We start from the raw sequence: 19528 nt of genomic DNA on the forward strand, positions 1-19528 counted from the left end.
CTATTCCTTGGCGCAGGTGTGTTGACGAGCGGACGGAGCGGGGGCCCCCGCCCACCCCCTCCCCCCGCGGCCCCCCCCCCTCGCCCCCCCCCCCCCCCCCCCGGACTGGTCCGATCGGCATCGACACGACAGAGGCGCGGGCCCGGCCGGATGCCGAAGCTCGTCCTTGCTACACTATGATAAAGGCCGCGCGATCCGAAAAGACAGGGTGTCGATTCGTCGACATATCGACATATCGACATGTCGACAACGCGGCGCATGCCGGCTGCATGCGATCTGTCCTCGGTCCTGGTGTGCGCAGATCTGCCGCCGCAGTTCGACTCAGATACGGCGGCGCGCGACGTGCTGGCGATCATCACGGGCATGGTGGACGCTGCCGGTGAGCGCGGAGAACAGGATGGGGACACCCTCGGCGCGCGCGTGCGCCGGCCTGCTTTTGGCGATCTGGACATTGTTTCACGCGCCGGACCGTAGGATCGGGCGCGCGGGCAGGCGAGGGGGCCGACGGCGGGGCAGGGCGCACCGTTCAACAACAACGCGGCGGTGCGCCCTTGCCGACACCATACCGCCGCTCGATCCGGTCGCGGTGGAAGTCCGCGCGGGTCAGCACCGGCTCGCCGGGGTGGTGTGCCGCACGGTGCGCGAGGTAGGCGTCGTAATCGGGAACGCCGACCATCAGCCGCGCGGTCTGCGCCGCCTTACGCCACCACGACATCGCCGACCTCCTGCCCGATCTCCTGGGCCGTCGGGCGGTCGCTGGCCAGCGCACGCCGCGCGACCGCGACGCCGTAGACCACGATCGCCAGCACCAGCACGACGAAGAACGCGCACACCGCCGCGTCGACACGGTCGTTGAAGACGATCCGCGCCATGTCGGCGGGCGTCTTGGCGGGGGCGAGCAGGCGGCCCTCGCGCAACGCGGTCGCGAACTTGTCGGCGTGCGACAGGAAGCCGATCCGCGGATCGGGGTGGAACAGCTTCTGCCACCCGGCGGTCAGCGTGCAGATCAGCAGCCAGAGCGTCGGCGCGATCGTCACCCATGCGTAACGCTGCCGCTTCATCCGGAACAGGATGACGGTCGCCAGCGTCAGCGCGATCGCGGCGAGCATCTGGTTCGAAATGCCGAACAGCGGCCAGAGCGTGTTGATCCCGCCGAGCGGATCGGTGACACCCTGATACAGGAACCAGCCCCATGCCCCGACCGCCAGAGCGGTCGCGATCAGGTTCGGCGCCAGTTTCTCGGTCGCGCGCATCGCCGGGATCACGCTGCCGAGCAGGTCCTGGATCATGAAGCGCGCCACGCGCGTGCCGGCGTCGACGGTGGTGAGGATGAACAGCGCCTCGAACAGGATCGCGAAATGGTACCAGAAGGCCATCAGCGCTTGCCCGCCGATCACGCGGCTGAGGATATGCGCCATCCCCACCGCCAGCGTCGGCGCGCCGCCCGCGCGGCTGAGGATCGTGCCTTCGCCGACGTCGCGCGCGATCTGCGCCAGCGCCTCGGGCTGGATCGTGAACCCCCATCGGCCGATCGCCTGCGCGGCGCTGGTCACGTCGGTGCCGATCAGCGCGGCGGGCGCGTTCATCGCGAAATAGACCGCCGGATCGAGCACGCACGCCGCGATCAGCGCCATCACCGCGACGAAACTCTCGGTCAGCATCGCGCCGTACCCGATGAAGCGCAGGTCGTGCTCGGTCGCGATCATCTTCGGCGTGGTGCCGCTGGCGATCAGCGCGTGGAACCCCGACACTGCGCCGCACGCGATCGTGATGAACAGGAACGGGAACAAGGCGCCGGCGAACGCCGGGCCGGTGCCGTCGATGAAGCGCGTCACCGCCGGCATCTGCAGCGTCGGCCGGACGATCAGGATGCCGAGCGCGAGCCCGGCGATCACGCCGATCTTGAGGAAGGTCGACAGATAGTCGCGCGGCGCGAGCAGCAGCCACACCGGCACCACCGAGGCGATGAAGCCATAGGCCATCAGCGCGAGCGCGAGCGTCGGCCCGCTCAGCGTGAACAGCGGCGCGAGGGCAGGGGAGGCGGCAACCTGCTGCCCGCCGAAGATCGCCGCCATCAGCAGCACGAAGCCGATCCCCGACATCTCCGCGATCCGGCCGGGGCGCAGGAAGCGGCTGTACAGCCCCATGAACAGTGCGATCGGGATGGTGGCGGCGACGGTGAACGTCCCCCACGGGCTGTCGGCCAGCGCCTTGACAACCACCAAGGCCAGCACCGCGAGCAGGATGACCATGATCGCGAGCACACCGATGAGCGCGATCGTGCCGGGGACGCGCCCCATTTCGGTGCGGATCATGTCGCCGAGCGAGCGCGCGTCGCGGCGGGTGGAGCAGAACAGGATCAGGAAATCCTGCACCGCGCCCGCGAACACCACCCCCACCAGCAGCCAGAGCGTGCCGGGCAGATACCCCATCTGCGCCGCGAGCACCGGCCCGACGAGCGGCCCGGCGCCAGCGATCGCGGCGAAGTGATGCCCGAACAGCACGTTGCGATCGGTGGGGACAAAGTCGAGCCCGTCGGCGCGGCGCACGGCGGGGGTGGCGCGCGCGGGGTCGACCTGCGCGACGCGCGTGGCGATGAACAGGGCGTAGAAGCGGTAGGCGACGAGATAGGTGCACAAGGCGGCGGTGACGATCCACAGCGCGTTGACCGGCTCGCCACGGTGAAGCGCGACGACGCCGAGCGCGCCGGCGCCGAGCAAGGTGATCGCGCCCCACAGCAACCACTCGCGCGGGGTTTGCGGGGTGAGCCGTCGATGCGCCGTCACCGTCGCCGCTGTCATGTCGATCCTCCCGCCTGTGTTCTCGGGCGAGCATCGCATTCCGGCACGCGGCGCGCCAGTGCGGTTCGACAAGCGTCGATGTGTCGACAGGCAGGATCGACGACACTTAAGGTGCCGTTTCGCTGCGCTCCAGTTCAACAATATCAAAGGCATGATCGCGCCAGCCGCGCTGGCGGGCGGCGTCGGCAAGCGGGGTGCGCTTGCGCTTCGCCTCGGCGAGTGAGGTGGCGTGGCCCCAGAAGACCTCGGTCTTGCCGTTCTCGAGCGTCGCGACGATCCGCCAGTAATGCGTGAACGGCTGGGCGGTCGGGCCGATCGTTTTGACGTAGCCGTCGGGGAGCCGTGCGGTCAGATAGTGGCGGCGCTTCGCCATCTTGCCGGCCGTAAGCGGCGCGCGATCAGTGCCCGTAGGTCTTGATGCCGCGCCGGCGCAATTTCTCGCGCCGACGCCGGCGCATGACCACGATGCCGGTCGGTACCGCAATGATCACCAGCACGCCGATGATCGCATAGGCGACCAGTTCGCGGGAAAGCTCAATCATGATTTTCCTGTGCCATGTAAGCGCGACGGTGTCACGTAGTTGATTTTGCACGCATCGATCGGCTGCGATTGGAAATCATGCAAACGGACCTAACGTTGCTTGCGCACAGCCTGCATGCTACCTTATCGTCCAAATTCCGCCTATCGGGATTAAGCATGACACCTCTCATCTTTCTTCTCGCCCTCGCTGCTCCGCAGGTCGCCGCAACGCCAACGGCTTCGTCGCAAAAAACCGTGGTGGACGACAAAAAGACGTGTCGGTTGACCAAATTGCTGGGAAGCCAAATCCCGAAGCGGATTTGTCATACTCAGGCGGAATGGCATGTGATTGACAATGCCGACGAGGTGAACCGGTCAAGGGTGATGGAGGGACGCCGTTTCAGCGGGCAATAAGTAATATTTTATTGCACGCTACGCACGCGAATTGCAGGCCCGGTGCCGATATTGGCAAGATAGCCCCCGATTACGCCTCTCCGCACGCGAAAGCGATCGCCGATGCGTGGGGTACGGCCTAGTTCGGCAGCCTCCGCCTGAATCCAAACGCCGCTCGTTTCCGTCGTGAAGAGCCATCGCCCCCCGGCCAAGTGCGCTCCGGTCAGCGGGGTGTCGACAGGTGTAAAGGGCGCACGCTCGTTCTTTTCAGCTTCCGGGCGTTTTGCGGCCTGTTGATGCAACGCCTCCACCTGGCCACGATCCATGACCACGACCTCGCGTCGACGCTCACTGTCCTGCAACCGCCGCGCTTCGCCCTCCAGGCACGAAGCCCGCTTACCGGCATCGGTAAGATCAAGGCAGTCAAATAATCCTTTCAGAGGATTATGCTCAGCCGGCTGGGCGGAACTTGCCAGAGCTGACACGATGATGGTTCCTGCGAATGCCGCTTTCATCATCCATCTCTTTTTCGAGCGAAGATCTTATACCTTACGGACCGTGCCGCGCGCCATCGATCACGTGACACGGTCTACGCCGGTGTGACGATATTGCAACACAAAATGTCATTTGTGACGATACGACGACGTAAAACTTACATTACCGAATAGCGTGGGGCATGCTCGTCTCTATCGTGGGCGGAGGTGAAAACACCGACCTCGAGGGGAGCTGGACAGGGGCCCTGAATGGGCGTCATTCGGGAGAATTGATCATGAGAACTTTTGGTCGCATGGCGGCTTTGCGTGTCGGCGTCGCGCCGGCTGTTTTGGGCATGGCGCTGCTCGCCGCACCGGTTTGGGCGCAGGCCGCGCCACCGCAGGAAGATACCGCGGGTGCACAGTCAAGCAACGAGAATGCCGACGGCCAGACCAAGGAAACCGAGGCTGCCGCTGGTCGCGGCACGCCAACCACCGCGTCAGGTGACGTCATCGTCACCGGTTCGCGCATCGTCTCCCCGACAATCACCTCGGTGTCGCCGGTACAGGTGATCAGCGACGTGCAGATCGCGCAGTCGGGCGTTGCGAACATCCAGGACGTGCTGCTCGAAAACCCCGTGTTCGGTTCGCCGGCCCTTAGCCGCACCAATTCGGCCTTCCTTACCTCGGGTACCGGCGCAGCGACTGTCGACCTGCGCAATCTCGGCCCCGACCGTACGCTGGTGCTCATTAACGGCCGTCGCGTCGTCGCCGGCATCCCCGGCTCGGCCACGGTCGACCTCAACGTCGTCCCCGCGCAATTCCTGCAACGCATGGATATCCTCACCGGCGGCGCCTCCTCGCTGTACGGGTCTGATGCGGTCGCCGGCGTCGTCAACCTGATCTACAAGGACAATTTCGAGGGCATCGAAGCCAACGCGCAATATGGCCTCACCCAGCGCGGCGACACGCCGGACTATCAGGCGAACGTCACGGTCGGCGGCAATTTCGCCGAAGACCGCGGCAACATCATGATGCACGTTGGCTATACCAGCCAAGGGCAGCTGCTGTCGCGTCAGCGTGCCAACACGCAGGTCGATGACTCGGACGCCTTCTTTGGCGGCTTTAGCGACGATCCGGCCGATTACGGCACGTCGATCTCGCCGACCTTCTCGGGCATCCCGCCGCAGGGCGTGTTCAATGCTGGCGGATGTCAGTTCACGTTCAACCCGGCGAACAATGCGCTGGAGCGCGGCTTCAGCTCCAACGGCGCTCCGATCAGCGCCGCGCAAGCGCGCGCCTGTGGCGTGCCCACAGGCACCGCATTGCCGGCGCGTGGCTTCAACCGTCAGAACTATCGCACGATCGCGGTGCCGGTGGAGCGTTACCTGTTCGCGTCGCGTGCCCACTACGACATTTCGGACTCGATCCGATTCATCGGTGAGGCGACCTACGCCAAGACCACGGCGAGCCGTAACATCGAACCGTTCGGTTTCTCGTCGGCCGGCAGCACCGGCGCATATCCGGGCACCGGCGGGCAAGCCCCGATCGAAACCCGCGTCCCCGGTGCAACCGCGGGAACGTTCAACATCGTCCGCAACCCGTATGTACCCGACGCAATCTACAATGCCGCGACCGATACCAATGGCGACGGCCTTAAGGACATCGGCTTCTCTCGCCGTCTGCTTGAGTTCGGCAATCGCCGCAGCACCACGTCGCGTGACTTCTATCGCTTCGTCGCGGGTTTCGAGGGCGATTTCATCAACGACAAGTTCCACTGGGACCTGACGTACAATTACGGCCAGACGACCGAGAATCAGAGCGGCAACGGTCAGATCAACACGGTCAATTTCCGCAACGCCTTCGCCGTGGTCACCGCCGAAAGCGTCGGACTTGCGGGCGGCAGCACGCCGGTCTGCGCCGATGCCAATGCGCGGGCGCAGGGCTGCGCGCCGGTCAACATCTTTGGCCAGAACACGATCTCGTCCCAGGCACTGGCATATCTTAACGCCGAGCAGACCTTCCAGACCCGCGTTACGCAGCAGGTCGTGCAAGGCAATATTTCCGGCTCGATCTTCGATCTGCCAGCAGGCCCGGTCGGCGTCGCGATCGGCGGCGAATATCGTCGCGAGCGCAGCTCGGAGAACAACGATGCGCTTACAAATGCCGGGCTGAACGGCGGCAACGCGCTGCCCGACACCGCCGGTTCGTTCGACGTCAAGGAAGCCTATGGCGAGATCAACATCCCGCTGCTTGCTGACACGCCGTTCTTCCGGCAGCTCAGCGTTCGTGGCTCGGGCCGTATTTCCGACTATTCGACCGTCGGCACCGTCTACAGCTACAGCGGCGGCGTTGAATGGGCGCCGGTCGAAGACATCCGGTTCAGCGGCACGTACGCCCGCGCCGTGCGCGCGCCGAATGTCGGCGAGTTGTTCACCGGCCCGTCGCAGACCTTCCCGTCGGTGACCGACCCGTGCGTCGGCGTGACGTCGTCAGGCGGCGGCACGCTGGGCGACACCTGCCGTGCGGCACCGGGCGTGCTGGCCAACATCGCTGCCAACGGGGCGTTCGCCGTCACCTTGCTCGATCGTCAGGGCGTCAGCGGCTTCAACAGCGGCAACCCGAACCTGCGCGAGGAGACGTCTGACTCCTACACCGGCAGCGTCACGATCAACCCGCGCTCGGTGAACTTCCTGCGTAACACCGTGCTGCGCGTCGACTATTTCAACATCAAGATTGCCAACGCGATCAGCGCACCGCCGCGGCAGTTCATCCTCGACCAGTGCTACAATCAGGGTAACCCGATCTATTGCGCGTTCATCCAGCGCCGGGCGACCGCCACGGCGGTCAACAGCGCAGGGACGCTGGAATTCGTCAACGCCGGATCGGTCAATGCCGGCCGGCTGGCGACCTCGGGCCTGGACGTGACGCTGACCCAGCGCGTGCCGCTGGACGGTGTCGGGATCGGCGGCGCGATCAACGTGCGCGTGGCCTACACGCATGTGTTTGACGGCTACGTCATTCCGCTGCCGGGTGCCTCGCGCGACAATTTTGCGGGCGAGATTGGTGCCGCCAAGGATCGTTTCACCGCAAACCTCGGCTACACCAGCGAGCACTTCACCCTGAACTTCACCGGCACCTACTTCGGCCGGTCGAACGAGGATGATCAGACGCTGTCCGGGTTCGACCTGGAACCGGGTGCGATCAGCGTACCGGCCAAATTCTATCTGGATAGCCAGATGTCGTTCAAGGCATCGGACCAGTATGAATTCTACATCGGTGCCGACAACCTGCTCGACACCAAGGCACCGAACATTCTGTCGCTGTCGCCGTACAACACGACCGGCACCGACACGAACGCGGGTGTCTACGATGTCTTCGGCCGCCGTTACTACGCTGGCGTTCGTTTCCGCTTTTAAGCGGACGTAGGCTTAATTCCACTCAAGGGGCGGCTTCGTAAAAGAGGCCGCCCTTTTCTTTGGTCTGGCGATGAGCGGACGATGGTCGTAGGGATCATCACGCCGCTTGCGCGGTTGCTTACGCTGAGCGACACGTCGCTACCGGTGACAATGCGCCACCCATATGCAGTGGCTGGTCTGACACGGTGCTCCAATTACCTGGGCATTCGACCTTTAAAGGCGGAGCCTGAGACACAGGCCGAAAAGGCTCCCGTCCCTCACCGCAATTTGGCGATCGACAGCCCATCCTCCTTGGCCCGATCCTTCACCGATTCCTCGCTGCGGGTCAGCGCCTTGGCGATCGCCTTCAGCGCCATGCCCTTCTTGGCGAGCTGGTGGAGCTTCTGGATCTCGTCGGGGCGCCACGGCTGGCGGTGGCGTTCGAAGCGTTCGGCCATGACTTACCTCAATTGGCGGGGATCGAGCACGACGTGGCGGATACGCGTGCGGTTCCATGTATAGGTAATGTGGACGCGCCCGTCGCGCGACTGGATCACCGCCGGATAGGCGTAACCGTCCTTGATCGGGTGGCTTTCGACCGTCAGCACCGCGCGCCAGTGCACGCCGTCGTCGGACAGCGCGACGTTGAGCGGCCAGCGCGGGCCGTCGCCGGGGGTGGCGGGATCGTGCGCGGCATGGTTGTAGACGATCAGCTGCCGCCCGTCCGCCAGCGTCACCGCATCGGTGCCGGCATTGGGATTGGGCAAGGCGAGCGCGGCGAGCGGTGACCAGGTCCGCCCGCCGTTGCGCGAGCGGCTGGTCGCGACGACGCCCTGCCGCGTCCGCGCGACCAGCGCGAGCGTGCCGTCCTTCAGCGTCAGCACGCTCGGCTGGATCGCCTCCAGCCCGACCGGCGAGGCGATCTCTGGGCCGGCGCTCCACGTCCGCCCGCGATCGGTCGAGCGTTCCATGCGCACGAACCAACGGTTCTTCTCGGGCCTGCCGACCTCGCGGCTCGACGGCGCCAGCCACGTACCGTCAGGCAGCACGACCGGCTTGTTCTTGATCGGGCCGAGCACGCCGTCGGGAAGCCGAACCGGCGTGCTCCAGTGGCGGCCGCCATCGGTGGAGGTGATGACCATCCCCCACCAGTCGCGCGGGTTGGGGCCGACCTTGTAAAACAGGTGGAGCGGCTGGCCGGGCGGCTGGAACAGGACCGGGTTCCACGTCGGATAACGCGCGTCGCGCGCGACCGCGACCGGGGTTTCCCAGCCCTTGGCACCGCGGCGCGCAAACCAGATCGCGACATCGGGGCGTCCTTCGCCTGAGCCGCCGAACCACGAAGCGGCGATCGTGCCGCCCGGCAGCTCGACGATCGTCGAGGCATGCGCCTGCGGATAGGGCGGGGCAGGGTCGATATATTCGGACGTCACGATGGCGGACGGCGCGGCGGCGGTGAGCGCGAGCAGCACGGGCGTGGCGAGCAGCAGCCGGCGGGCGGGGGAGGGCAGGGGCATCGCGCGCCCGCCTAGCGCAGTGGGGCTCGGGGCCAAAACGTCTTACGCTCAGCGAAAGCCCGCCAAATCGTCATTGCGAGCGTAGCGAAGCAATCCAGGGCGTCCTGGTCCGGCCCTGGATTGCTTCGCTCCGCTCGCAATGACGGCAGGCTTACGCCGCCAGCCAGCGCTTCGCCTCGTCGGCGTCGAGGAAGGTGCGGCAATTGGCGCCGACCAGATAGCGTTCGGTCTGCAACTTCGCGAGATTGTTCGCGACCACCGCCGCGATCGGCCGCGACGTGACCTTCAGCGCGCGCGGCATCATCGCGGCGAGCGCGTCGACAACCTGCGTCGGCTGGATCGCGGCCGCGCGCAGATCGGCGAGCACCGTGAACGGCCCGTGCCGCAACCGGATCGCGGTGCCGCGCGCGAGCAGCTCGGCGACGAAGGCGGCGGTGACGGCCGGCGTCCAGAACCCCTCGGTCACGATGTGCAGCGAGCGCGTCGCTGCGTCATACTCGATGGTATACATGGGGGCGGGCCTTCTCGTCGAAGCCGACCGCCTTAATATGTGATTGTCGATGAACGATTAATAGTGCCGGAAGCGCACCTTGCTCCCGTGCCCCGGATCACGTCGCGGGCGACGATAAGGCACAGGGAAGGGCGCGATGCCTCACCCCAGCGTAAACATCCCCGCCAGCCCCTCGGCCTCCGCGGAAGGTGCGACCCACAGGCGGAAGGCGCCGGGTTCGATGGTCGGCTTCAGGTCGCGGCCGGTGAAGCGCAGATCGGCGCGGGTGAGGGTGAACTCTACGGTCCGGCGCTCGCCCGCAGCCAGCGTCACGCGCTGGAACGCCTTCATCACGCGCACCGGCTGCGTCACGCTCGCCACCACGTCGTGGACGTAGAGCTGCACCACCTCGGTCGCGGCGACGCGGCCGGTGTTGGCGATCGTCGCGCGGACCGTCAGTGGGGCGGCGTCGGTCAGCGTCTTCGCGCTCAGCCGCAGGTCCGCATAGCCGATCTCGCCATAGGTGAGGCCGTGGCCGAACGGGAACAGCGCGCTGTTCGGCACCTCGCGATAATGCGTCTTGTAGGGCTGTAGCGCGCCCGGCGGGTTGGGGCGGCCGGTGCTGCGATGCGCGTAATAATAAGGCACTTGCCCGCTGGCGCGCGGGAAGGACACCGGCAGCCGCGCCGAGGGCGACACCGCGCCGAACAGCACGTCGGCGATCGCCGGCCCGTCCTGCGAGCCGAGGAACCACGTCACCAGCAAGGCCGGCGCCTTCGCCACCGCGCCGGCCAGCGCGAGCGCGCGGCCGGTGCGCAGCAGCACGACGTACGGCTTGCCGGTCGCGGCGATCGCCTCGGCGAGCGCCTGTTGTTCGGGCGGCACGACGATGTCGGTGCGCGACTGCGCCTCGCCCGACATGTTCTGCGTCTCGCCGATCGCGAGCACCACCACGTCGGCCGCGCGCGCCGCGGCGACCGCGCGCGCCACGTCGCTGCCGTCGTCGACGGTCGTTTGCGGCGCGATCGCGCGCACCGCGGTTTCGAGATCGACCGCCTCGCGGTCGGTGCCATAGACGTTCCACGGGCCGATCAGGTCATGCCCGCCGCCCGCGAACGGGCCGATCAGCGCGATCAGCTTGCCCGACCGGGGGAGGGGGAGCAGCGCGCCGTCGTTGCGCAGCATGACGATGCTGCGCGCGCCCGCCTCGCGTGCGAGCGCCAGCGTCTCGGGCGTGCGCAGCCGCGCCTTTTCGCGCGCGGGATCGATGCGGCGAAAGGGATCGTCGAACAGCCCGAACGCGACCTTGAGCGCGAGCACGCGGCGGACGGCCTCGTCGAGCCGCGCCAGCGGCACCTCGCCCTTCTCGACCAGGTCGGGGAGGTACTTGAGGTACAGCCCGCTCTGCATCGACATATCGACCCCGGCGAGGAAGGCGAGCCGCGCGGCGTCGCGCCCGTCCTCCGCCAGCCCGTGCGCGATCAGCTCCTCGTCGCCGGTGTAATCGGAGACGACCAGCCCGCCGAACCCCCATTCCTTGCGCAGGATCGTACCCAGCAGCCACGGATTGGCGGTCGCGGGCACGCCCGACAGATCGTTGAACGACGCCATCACGGTCGGCGCGCCGGCCGCGAACGCCGCCTGGAAGGGCGGGAAATAGATGTCGCGGAGTGTACGTTCCGACATGTCGACACTGTTGTAATCGAGCCCGGCCTCGCCCGCGCCATAGGCGACGAAATGCTTGGCGCAGGCCGCGACCGCGTCCGGGGCGGACAGCCCGCTGCCCTGAAAGCCTTCGACGCGCGCCGCCGCGATCAGCCGGCCGAGCAGCACGTCCTCGCCCGCGCCCTCGACCCCGCGCCCCCAGCGCGCGTCGCGCGCGATGTCGACCATCGGCGCGAAGGTCCAGTCGATCCCCGACGCCGACGCCTCGACCGCGGCGGCGCGCGCGGTGCGGCGCGCGAGATCGGGGTCGAAGCTGGCCGCCTCGGCGAGCGGGACCGGGAAGACGGTGCGCAGCCCGTGAATGACGTCGGCGGCGAACAGCAGCGGGATCTTCAGCCGCGAGCGGCGCACCGCCTCGGTCTGCATCCGCCGCGCCATCTCCGCACCATTGCCGTTGAACACGCCGGTCAGCTCGCCGCGCCGGACCATCTTCAATTGCGCGTCGAAGCTGGACGCCGCGCCCGCCGGGTTGAGCGAGATCGCCGCGCCCCCCGCCCAAGCGGCGGCGAGCAAATTGAGCTGCCCGGCCTTTTCGGCGAGCGTCATCCGCGCGATCAGCGCCTCGACCGTGGCGGGCAGGGGGCGCGCCGCGACCGCGCCGAGCAGCGCGCGCGCCGGGCTCGCCGACCAGGCCAGCGCCGCGCCCGCGCCGGCCAGCCATGCGCGCCGTGAGATCCGCCGGTCGTGTCCGTCCATCCTGCTCCCTTTCCCGCTTCGTCCGCGCGCCGTCGTCGTTTCGCGCCATCTACGCCGTCGGCCTTCCGTGCGAACGAGGCACCGTTCACCCCATCCGTTCGCCTCGAGCAGGGATCGAGCTTGTCGAGAGCCCGTGTCGAGAGGTTGCCCCAAACGGCGAACCCTCTCGATACGCCGTCTCGACAGGCTCGACGGCTACTCGAGGCGAACGGATGGGGTGACTGTTGATCCGCTCCACCCGCCGCAACGACGATTGATTATCACATTACGCTCATGTAAGCGGTTTCTGTAAGCGGTTACAAGCCCGTACCGAGAGGATGTTTTGCCGGCCATGTCGCCTGCCCGACCCGACCCCGTCGCCGCGCCCGTACCGCGCAGCACGCACGCCACGATCCACGACGTCGCGCGCGTGGCCGGCGTGTCGGTCGCGTCGGTGTCGCGGGTGTTCAACGGCCGCGACCATGTCCGCGCAGCGATGCGCACGCGCGTCGAGGAAGCCGCGGCGCAGCTCGGCTACGTGCCGCATGCCGGTGCGCGCAGCCTGAGCATGGCGCGGACCGGCGCGATCGGCGTGGTGCTGCCCGACCTGCACGGCGAATTCTTCTCCGAATTGCTGCGCGGCATGGACCGCGAGGCGAGCACGCGCGGGCTGGGGCTGTTGCTGACTGTGCTCCACGACGGGCGCGGGCTCGATACGCTCGCGGCGCTGCGCGGGCAGGTCGACGGGCTGGTGGTGATGGCGCCGCAGCTCGACCCGGCGGTCGTCGCGCAGCATATGCCGCGCGGGGTGGCGACGGTGTTCCTCGCCTGCGCGCCGCACGACGGCAGCCCGAGCCTGCGGATCGACAATCGCGCCGGCGCCGCCGCGGCGGTCGCGCATCTCGCCGCGGGTGGCGCGAAGCGGATCGTCCATCTCTCCGGCCCGGCGGGCAATCTCGACGCGCAGGAGCGGCGCGCGGGGGCGGAGGCAGCCGCCGACGCCGCGGGCGTGGCGCTGAGCGTGGTCGAGGGCGATTTCCGCGAGGGCAGCGGCACCGTCGTCGGCGAGTGCGTCGCGGCCGGCACGATCGAGGCCGATGCGATCTTCGCCGGCAACGACATGATGGCGATCGGCGCGCTGATGGCGCTCAAGCGCCACGGCGTCGCGGTGCCGGACCAGGTGGCGGTCGCCGGGTTCGACGACATCCCGCTCGCGCGGCTGGTGTCGCCGGCGCTGACCAGCGTCGCGATCGACATCGCCGCGATGGGCGCGCGCGCGGTCGCGCAGCTCGCGGCGCGGATCACCGCGGCACGCGACGGTTTTTTGGAAGGTGCAACCGGCGGAGCGGACGAGGCGATCGTCCCGCATCTGGTGGTGCGCGAAACGACAACGATAAGCAGGCAGGGACAAGGGTTATGAAGAGGAACGCTTTTCGGCTGGCGCTGGCCGGCGCGACGATGCTGGCGGGGCTGGGCACCGCGATGACGTGGAGCGCGCCCGCCGCGGCGCAGGCCGGTCAGGCGGCGCTGCGCGGCGTGATCCGCAGCGCGCCCGACAATCCGGTGCAGGACGTGACGCTGGTGGAGGTCGGATCGGGCTTCCGCCGCACCGTCGTGCCGGGTGCCGACGGCAGCTACAATTTCCCGTCGCTGCGCGCGGGCGCGTACCGGCTGGAGATCCGGTTGCAAAAGGGCACGCGCAATTCCGATCAGTTCACGCTGCGCGTCGGGCAGAATGCCGGGCTCGACCTCGATCTGACCACCGCGCCCGCGCCGGCACAGCCGGCCCCGGCCGACAACACCGCCGGCGAAACCGCGCCGCCGCCTGCGGAGGCGCAGGAAGGCGACATCATCGTCACCGGCAGCCGCATCCGCTCGCTGTCCGGCGGGCAGGTCGGCATCAACATCACCCCGCGGCTGATCGAGCAGCTCCCGCAGAACAGCCGCAACTTCCTCGCCTTCGCCGATCTGGCGCCGGGCGTGCGCTTCATCGAGAGCGCCGACGGCAGCTCGCGCATCCAGGGCGGCGCGCAGGGCACCAATTCGGTCAACGTGTTCATCGATGGCGTCAGCCAGAAGGATTACGTGCTGCGCGGCGGGCTGACCGGTCAGGACAGCTCGCCCGGCAACCCGTTCCCGCAGCTCGCGATCGGCGAATATCAGGTGCTGTCGTCGAACTATAAGGCGGAGCTGGATCAGGTCGGCTCGGTCGCGGTGATCGCGGGCACCAAGTCGGGCACCAACGAATTCCACGGCGAGGGCTTCTTCGACTTCACCAACCAGAACCTGCGCGAACGCCGCCCGACCGAGATCTTCCCGAACAAGATCGCCAAGGTCGCCTCGGAGGACAAGCAGTTCGGCGTCGCGTTGGGCGGCCCGATCGTCAAGGACGTCGCGCATTTCTTCGTCAGTTACGAGGGCAAGCGCCGGCAGGTGCCGATCGACATCCTGCCCGGCAACGGCACCGCGGTGTCGAGCCTGCCCGCGCAGTACCGCGACATCTTCGGCTCCTATAATTCCGATTTTCGACAGGACCTGTATTTCGGCAAGCTCGACGTCGAGCCGACCGACAAGGACCTGATCGAGCTTACGGCCAAGTACCGCAACGAAAGCGGGCGGCAGATCGGCAACGGCATCGCCGCTTATTCGACCGCGACGCTGACCAAGGTCGAGGAAAAGCGCGGGATGCTGCGCTGGCAGCATAGCGAAGAGAAGTGGATCAACGACTTCCGCGTCTCCTACGAGGATGTGGCCTGATCGCCGCAGCCGGCCGAGAACGGCATCGGCCAGCAGTTCCGCACCACGACGCGGATCAACGGCAGCATCTCCAGCTTCGACCTGTTCCGCACCGGCGCCGGGCTCGGCTTCCAGGACAAGGGGCAGAAGGGCTGGACCGTCCAGGACGACTTCACCTGGACCGGGTTCGAGAACCACACGATCAAGGTCGGCGCGAAGGCGAAGTGGGTGCGGCTCAACTCGCTCGAGCAGAACCTCATCAACCCGCTGTACCGCTACGACACGACGTTGCCGGTCGCCGACGGGTTCAACGACGAGATCCCGTACAGCCTAGAATTCGGTGCGCAGGGGTCGCTCGATCCGCGCATCCGCTCGAACAACTTCCAGCTCGGCCTGTATGCGCAGGACGATTGGGACGTGACCGACCGGCTGACGCTGAATCTCGGGCTGCGCTGGGATTACGAGCGGACCCCGGCGTTCCTGAACTACGTGACCTCGGCGACCGACATCGCGGCGGTGACGCCGCCCAATTACACGAACCTCGTCAACGCCGATTATGACATCAACAATTACATCTCGAACGGCAGCAACCGGAAGGCGTTCAAGGGCGCGTGGCAGCCGCGGCTCGGCTTCACCTATCGCCTCGACGAACAGGGCCGGTTCACGGTGTTCGGCGGCTATGGCCGCTCGTACGACCGCAACCAGTTCGACTTCCTGCAGCAGGAGCTGGCCAACGGGCGCTTCCAGCGGCGGCAGTTCCTGTTCCAGGGCGCCGACACGGTCAATCCGTGCACGCCCAGCGCGACCTGCATCCCGTGGAACGATGTCTATCTGACCGAGGCGGGGCGTCAGCAATTGCTCGGCACCGGCAGCGCGCCGGGTGGGCGCGAGTTCCGCTTCATCAACAACGACCTGAAGGTGCCGTATTCGGACCAGTTCAGCCTCGGCCTGCGCGGGCGGTTCAATCCGGTCGAGCTAGAGGTCGGCTACACCCGGATCGTCAGCAAGGACGGGTTCGTCTATCTGCTCGGCACGCGTCGCCCCGACGGATCGTTCTTCGCGCCGTCCACCAGTACCGGCGCACCGCAGGGTCCCGACACCAGCTTCGCGCCCGCCGGGTTCGGCGCGATCATCATCGGCGACAACGGGCTCGAGACGAAGGCGGACTCGGCTTATGCCAAGCTGACCAAGGCGTATTCGGCGGCCTCGCCGTGGAGCATCGACGCGACCTATACCTTCACCGCGGCGGTCGATAACCGCCCGAACAACGACCAGTCGGCCTACTTCCTGCTCGATTTCCCGAAGGTCAGCGATTATCCGTTCCTGCGCTCGGGCGTGGTGCCGCGGCATCGCTTCGTGGTGGCGGGCAGCGCGGACACGCCGCTGGGCGTGACGCTGTCGGCGAAGTTCCAGATCGAGAGCCCGACCTTCCAGCGGTCGCTGCTCGACAGCGCGTCGCCGTATCAGCGGACGATCGTCGGCTCCGAGGTGTTCGGGCTCGGCGATCGCTGGGGCCGGCGCCAGCTCGATCTGGCGTTCACGAAGTACGTGCCGCTGAAGTTCATCAGCGACGAAACGCGGATCCGCTTCCGCGTCGACATCATCAACGCGATGAACGACCGCAACTACGTCGACTTCAACAACAATCCCGCCGACAACACGCGCACGCCGGATTCGCCCAGCGTGTACCGCGAGGTGTCCAGCTACAGCATCGGCGGCAACCCGCCGCGCACGATCAAGCTGTCGGCGGGGTTCAACTTCTGATGACGGAAGGGGGCGGTGCAACCCTCCTCCTTCCCGTCACCCCGGCCTTCGCCGGGGTGACGATTGGAAAGCCAAGCATGACAGGAGAGGGTGCGCAAAACGCATGACGTTCGACCGACGCGATATCCTGCGCGCGACCGCGCTCGGCGGGGCGGGGTGGCTGGCAGGGTGTACCGCCGGGCCGCTCGCGCCGAAACAGGCGCCGCGGCTGGCGTTTCCCGGCGTGCTGCCCGAGATCGGCACCACGCCGGCCAGCGCCAGCGACCCGCTGATGGACGACATCCAGCGCCGCACCGTCAGCTATTTCTGGAACACCACCGATCAGGTCACCGGCCTCGCCCCCGATCGCTGGCCGACGCCCAGCTTCGCGTCGATCGCCGCGGTCGGCTTCGCGCTCACCACCTATCCGATTGCGGCGACGCGCGGCTGGGTCACCCGCGCGGCTGCCGCACAGCGCACGCTCGCGACGCTACGCTTCTTCGCCGATGCCCCGCAGGGGCCGGCAAAAGAGGGCACCAGCGGCTATAAAGGCTTCTATTATCACTTCCTCGGCGTCACCAAGGGGCACCGTTTCGCCAAAACCGAGCTCTCGACGATCGACACCGCGCTGCTGCTGGGCGGGGTGCTGTTCGCGCAGACATGGTTCGACGACGACACCGATCCCGCCGAACGTGAGATCCGCGCGCTCGCCGACCAGATCTACCGCGCGGTCGAATGGGACTGGATCACCCCGCGCAAGCCTTTCGTATCAATGGGTTGGCATCCCGAGAGCGGGTTCATCGGCTCCGACTGGAACATCTATAACGAAAGCCTGATCCTCTACGTGCTGGCGCTCGGCTCGCCGACGCACGCGCTGCCGCCGACCACCTGGGACGAATGGACCGCCAAGTTCGACCCGTCGTGGGACGAGAATTACGCCAACCCCTTCACCGCCTTCCCGCCGTTGTTCGGGCATCAATACAGCCAGGTGTGGATCGATTTCCGTGGTTTGATGGACACTTACTCGAAGCGGCGCGGGTTCGACTATTTCGAGAACAGCCGGCGGGCGACCTATGCGCAGCGCCGCTACGCGATCAACAACCCCGCCGGCTGGCGCGGCTATGGCGAGAACGTCTGGGGGCTGACCGCGTGCGATGGCCCCGGCGATTTCGTGCGCGAGATCGACGGGCGCAACCGCGAGTTCTTCTCCTATTCCGCACGCGGCCCCGGCGACCGCGACGACGGGACGATCGCCCCGACCGCCGCGCTCGGCTCGGTGGCGTTCGCGCCCGAGATCGTGCTGCCCGCCGCACGCGCGATGTATTCGCAATACGGCACCGCGATCTACGACCGCTATGGCTTTCGCGACAGCTTCAACCCGACGCTGACGCTGACCGACGTCAAGCTGCAGCACGGCAAGGTGGTGCCCTATATCGGCTGGGTCGCGGACGATTTCCTCGGCATCGACCAGGGGCCGATCGCGTGCATGATCGAGAACTGGCGCAGTGGGCTGATCTGGAAGACGATGCAGAAGAACCCGTACATCCGCGCCGGGCTGGAGCGCGCGGGCTTTACCGGCGGGTGGCTTTCACCGACATAAGTAAATGATTTTGAACGGTTAACCGTTAGAGGGTCGCCGATGACGCCCCGCATGTCCTTCGATGTCGACCCATCGCGCGATCTGGTGCGCATCACGCTGGCAGGCTTCTTCACCCCCGACGACGTCGCGCGGTTCGTCGCTGCCCGTGACGCCGCGCACCGCCAGTTGCGCTGCGCGCCGAACGCGCATGTGACGCTGGTCGACATGCGCGCGATGCAGATCCAGTCGCAGGAAACCGTCACCGCGTTCCAGCAGGTGCTGGGCGACCCGCGCGAGGCATCGCGCCGGCTGGCGTTCGTGGTGGCGCGCTCGCTGGCGCGGCTGCAGATCAAGCGCGCGGCATCGGAACGGCAGGCGGCGTATTTCACCACCGTCGAGGAGGCGGAGACGTGGGTGACGGATCGGTAGTTTTTACATAAGATGTATTATCGGGAGCGCTTGGTCATCTTGATTTAGACGCAAAATACAGTGGCACGATCCCGCTAGAATCGGAACCCATCAGTGCGGGACACATGATCCTATCGGTTCCGTAAGCAAAGCGGGACGACCGACCCTTTTGGCGTGACCGATGAGCAGGCAGAGCGGCTTTGAACGTTCTTTCCCCAAGAGCCACGGCAAATTGCGTGTCGCGAACAGGCGGGTTCTGAGCGGCATCGTCTTCGTCAATCGAAGTGGGCTACGCTGGCGAGATGCGCCGCAAGATTATGGCATCACAGGACGCAATACATCCGATGGAAGCACCGGGAAGAAGCCGGAGTGTTAGCTGGGATGATGGAGGGGCTGGCTTCAGCAGATGCTAACCCAGGGATCGTCATACGTCACCGGTAGCAGATCGCCCCGTATAGAAGACGGTTGCGATCAGCCATGGTCGAACCGTATAGCCGCGACCGTGCAACAATCCCCTGTTCAGCTTATAAGCCCACGCCGCTTCGGCGACGCGCGCGGCTGGTTCACCGAAACCTACAACCGCGACACGTTCGCCGCGCTCGGGATCGACTGCACGTTCGTGCAGGACAATCACTCGCTTTCCGCACCCGCCTTCACCTTGCGCGGCCTGCATTTCCAGACCCCGCCGCGCGGCCAGGACAAGCTAGTGCGCTGCATCCGCGGGCGGGTCTTCGACGTCGCGGTCGATGTGCGCGCGGGCTCGCCGAGCTACGGGCAATGGGTCGGGGCGGAACTGAGCGCCGAGAACGGCCACCAATTGTTCATCCCGATCGGCTTCGCACACGGCTTCGTCACGCTCGAGCCCGATTGCGAGGTGACGTACAAATGCTCGGATACCTATGCCCCTGCGCATGACGGCGGGATCCGCTGGGACAGCGTGGGCATCGACTGGCCGATACCCGCCGGCGTCACGCCCGAGCTGAGCGAAAAGGACAAGGTGCAGCCGACGCTCGCCGACTTCGACAGCCCCTTCGTCTATGACGGCAGTCCGCTGACGCCGCTCGCCTGAG

General features: G+C 66.8%; 18 protein-coding genes and 1 pseudogene. 10 read left to right on the forward strand and 9 right to left on the reverse strand.

Translation table 11 applies throughout. The features are described 5' to 3' along the window. The first annotated feature begins 240 nt into the window (after positions 1–240). The gene (locus tag AADI75_RS10240; protein ID WP_341208929.1) at positions 241–474 is read left to right on the forward strand and encodes a hypothetical protein; all 234 of its coding nucleotides are present in this window, start codon (positions 241–243) and stop codon (positions 472–474) included. 52 nt (positions 475–526) lie between these two features. On the opposite strand, the gene AADI75_RS10245 is transcribed toward AADI75_RS10240, so the two are convergent. The 4 genes from AADI75_RS10245 to AADI75_RS10260 form a co-directional block, all read right to left on the reverse strand. Beyond that, positions 527–715 (reverse strand): CstA-like transporter-associated (seleno)protein, encoded by a 189-nt coding sequence (locus AADI75_RS10245; RefSeq protein WP_341208930.1) that lies wholly within the window; start codon positions 713–715, stop codon positions 527–529. Then, positions 699–2801 carry a carbon starvation CstA family protein gene (locus tag AADI75_RS10250; RefSeq protein ID WP_341208931.1) on the reverse strand — a complete coding sequence of 701 codons (2103 nt, stop codon included), beginning with the start codon at positions 2799–2801 and terminating at the stop codon, positions 699–701. Before AADI75_RS10250 ends, AADI75_RS10245 begins: the two co-directional genes overlap by 17 nt. Positions 2802–2907: 106 nt before the next feature. Next, positions 2908–3174 carry a hypothetical protein gene (locus AADI75_RS10255; RefSeq protein ID WP_341208932.1) on the reverse strand — a complete coding sequence of 89 codons (267 nt, stop codon included), beginning with the start codon at positions 3172–3174 and terminating at the stop codon, positions 2908–2910. A 25-nt stretch (positions 3175–3199) separates the two neighbouring features. Further along, positions 3200–3343 carry a hypothetical protein gene (locus AADI75_RS10260; RefSeq protein WP_341208933.1) on the reverse strand — a complete coding sequence of 48 codons (144 nt, stop codon included), beginning with the start codon at positions 3341–3343 and terminating at the stop codon, positions 3200–3202. 155 nt (positions 3344–3498) lie between these two features. On the opposite strand from AADI75_RS10260, the gene AADI75_RS10265 reads away from it, so the two are divergent. Then, positions 3499–3735 carry a hypothetical protein gene (locus AADI75_RS10265; protein WP_341208934.1) on the forward strand — a complete coding sequence of 79 codons (237 nt, stop codon included), beginning with the start codon at positions 3499–3501 and terminating at the stop codon, positions 3733–3735. An 8-nt stretch (positions 3736–3743) separates the two neighbouring features. On the opposite strand, the gene AADI75_RS10270 is transcribed toward AADI75_RS10265, so the two are convergent. Next, positions 3744–4229, reverse strand: a complete 486-nt coding sequence (locus AADI75_RS10270) for a hypothetical protein (RefSeq protein ID WP_341208935.1) — start codon at positions 4227–4229, stop codon at positions 3744–3746. Positions 4230–4501: 272 nt separating this feature from the next. Between AADI75_RS10270 and AADI75_RS10275 the strand changes: the two genes are divergently transcribed. Further along, positions 4502–7606, forward strand: a complete 3105-nt coding sequence (locus AADI75_RS10275; protein ID WP_341208936.1) for a TonB-dependent receptor — start codon at positions 4502–4504, stop codon at positions 7604–7606. A 257-nt stretch (positions 7607–7863) separates the two neighbouring features. On the opposite strand, the gene AADI75_RS10280 is transcribed toward AADI75_RS10275, so the two are convergent. The 4 genes from AADI75_RS10280 to AADI75_RS10295 form a co-directional block, all read right to left on the reverse strand. Further along, complete coding sequence (locus AADI75_RS10280; RefSeq protein ID WP_028964939.1) at positions 7864–8043, reverse strand: hypothetical protein; 180 nt, start codon at positions 8041–8043, stop codon at positions 7864–7866. A 3-nt stretch (positions 8044–8046) separates the two neighbouring features. Continuing rightward, complete coding sequence (locus AADI75_RS10285) at positions 8047–9102, reverse strand: sialidase family protein (protein WP_341208937.1); 1056 nt, start codon at positions 9100–9102, stop codon at positions 8047–8049. A gap of 151 nt (positions 9103–9253) precedes the next feature. Beyond that, positions 9254–9613 (reverse strand): hypothetical protein, encoded by a 360-nt coding sequence (locus AADI75_RS10290; protein ID WP_341208938.1) that lies wholly within the window; start codon positions 9611–9613, stop codon positions 9254–9256. Between the two features lie 141 nt (positions 9614–9754). Then, on the reverse strand, positions 9755–12013 hold the full coding sequence (locus AADI75_RS10295; protein ID WP_341208939.1) for a glycoside hydrolase family 3 N-terminal domain-containing protein: 2259 nt from the start codon (positions 12011–12013) through the stop codon (positions 9755–9757). A 331-nt stretch (positions 12014–12344) separates the two neighbouring features. Here AADI75_RS10295 and AADI75_RS10300 point away from each other — a divergent pair, with 331 nt between their 5' ends. The 7 genes and pseudogenes from AADI75_RS10300 to rfbC all read left to right on the forward strand — a co-directional run bounded on the left by AADI75_RS10300 (position 12345) and on the right by rfbC (position 19527). After that, entirely contained in the window at positions 12345–13412 is a 1068-nt protein-coding gene (locus AADI75_RS10300) for a LacI family DNA-binding transcriptional regulator (RefSeq protein ID WP_341208940.1), read from the forward strand. After that, a complete protein-coding gene (locus tag AADI75_RS10305; protein WP_341208941.1) occupies positions 13409–14749 on the forward strand; it encodes a carboxypeptidase-like regulatory domain-containing protein in 1341 nt (446 codons plus the stop codon). The genes AADI75_RS10300 and AADI75_RS10305 overlap by 4 nt, the downstream gene beginning before the upstream one ends. 81 nt (positions 14750–14830) lie before the next feature. Beyond that, positions 14831–16492, forward strand: a complete 1662-nt coding sequence (locus tag AADI75_RS10310) for a TonB-dependent receptor (RefSeq protein ID WP_341208960.1) — start codon at positions 14831–14833, stop codon at positions 16490–16492. Between the two features lie 103 nt (positions 16493–16595). Beyond that, positions 16596–18071, forward strand: a complete 1476-nt coding sequence (locus AADI75_RS10315; RefSeq protein ID WP_341208942.1) for a glucoamylase family protein — start codon at positions 16596–16598, stop codon at positions 18069–18071. A gap of 51 nt (positions 18072–18122) precedes the next feature. After that, positions 18123–18479: a hypothetical protein gene (locus AADI75_RS10320; protein WP_341208943.1), complete on the forward strand. Its 357-nt coding sequence runs from the start codon at positions 18123–18125 to the stop codon at positions 18477–18479. Positions 18480–18632: 153 nt separating this feature from the next. Then, positions 18633–18860: pseudogene (locus AADI75_RS10325) on the forward strand (transposase); the annotation flags it as partial. A 100-nt stretch (positions 18861–18960) separates the two neighbouring features. Continuing rightward, positions 18961–19527, forward strand: coding sequence for a dTDP-4-dehydrorhamnose 3,5-epimerase (rfbC, locus tag AADI75_RS10330; protein ID WP_341208944.1), 567 nt, complete (start codon positions 18961–18963; stop codon positions 19525–19527). Position 19528: the final 1 nt, after the last annotated feature.

Origin of the sequence: uncultured Sphingomonas sp. (genome assembly GCF_964021865.1) — a bacterium.
Taxonomy (GTDB): domain Bacteria; phylum Pseudomonadota; class Alphaproteobacteria; order Sphingomonadales; family Sphingomonadaceae; genus Sphingomonas.

Bases quoted from the DNA above. Each gene is read 5' to 3' on its own strand.
- AADI75_RS10285 (WP_341208937.1), bottom strand. From the start codon at position 9,102: ATGCCCCTGCCCTCCCCCGCCCGCCGGCTGCTGCTCGCCACGCCCGTG.
- AADI75_RS10275 (WP_341208936.1), top strand. From the start codon at position 4,502: ATGGCGGCTTTGCGTGTCGGCGTCGCGCCGGCTGTTTTGGGCATGGCG.
- AADI75_RS10280 (WP_028964939.1), bottom strand. From the start codon at position 8,043: ATGGCCGAACGCTTCGAACGCCACCGCCAGCCGTGGCGCCCCGACGAG.
- AADI75_RS10260 (WP_341208933.1), bottom strand. From the start codon at position 3,343: ATGATTGAGCTTTCCCGCGAACTGGTCGCCTATGCGATCATCGGCGTG.
- AADI75_RS10240 (WP_341208929.1), top strand. From the start codon at position 241: ATGTCGACAACGCGGCGCATGCCGGCTGCATGCGATCTGTCCTCGGTC.
- AADI75_RS10305 (WP_341208941.1), top strand. From the start codon at position 13,409: ATGAAGAGGAACGCTTTTCGGCTGGCGCTGGCCGGCGCGACGATGCTG.
- AADI75_RS10290 (WP_341208938.1), bottom strand. From the start codon at position 9,613: ATGTATACCATCGAGTATGACGCAGCGACGCGCTCGCTGCACATCGTG.
- AADI75_RS10300 (WP_341208940.1), top strand. From the start codon at position 12,345: ATGTCGCCTGCCCGACCCGACCCCGTCGCCGCGCCCGTACCGCGCAGC.
- AADI75_RS10255 (WP_341208932.1), bottom strand. From the start codon at position 3,174: ATGGCGAAGCGCCGCCACTATCTGACCGCACGGCTCCCCGACGGCTAC.
- AADI75_RS10315 (WP_341208942.1), top strand. From the start codon at position 16,596: ATGACGTTCGACCGACGCGATATCCTGCGCGCGACCGCGCTCGGCGGG.
- AADI75_RS10320 (WP_341208943.1), top strand. From the start codon at position 18,123: ATGTCCTTCGATGTCGACCCATCGCGCGATCTGGTGCGCATCACGCTG.
- AADI75_RS10250 (WP_341208931.1), bottom strand. From the start codon at position 2,801: ATGACAGCGGCGACGGTGACGGCGCATCGACGGCTCACCCCGCAAACC.
- AADI75_RS10245 (WP_341208930.1), bottom strand. From the start codon at position 715: ATGTCGTGGTGGCGTAAGGCGGCGCAGACCGCGCGGCTGATGGTCGGC.
- AADI75_RS10265 (WP_341208934.1), top strand. From the start codon at position 3,499: ATGACACCTCTCATCTTTCTTCTCGCCCTCGCTGCTCCGCAGGTCGCC.
- AADI75_RS10270 (WP_341208935.1), bottom strand. From the start codon at position 4,229: ATGAAAGCGGCATTCGCAGGAACCATCATCGTGTCAGCTCTGGCAAGT.
- AADI75_RS10295 (WP_341208939.1), bottom strand. From the start codon at position 12,013: ATGGACGGACACGACCGGCGGATCTCACGGCGCGCATGGCTGGCCGGC.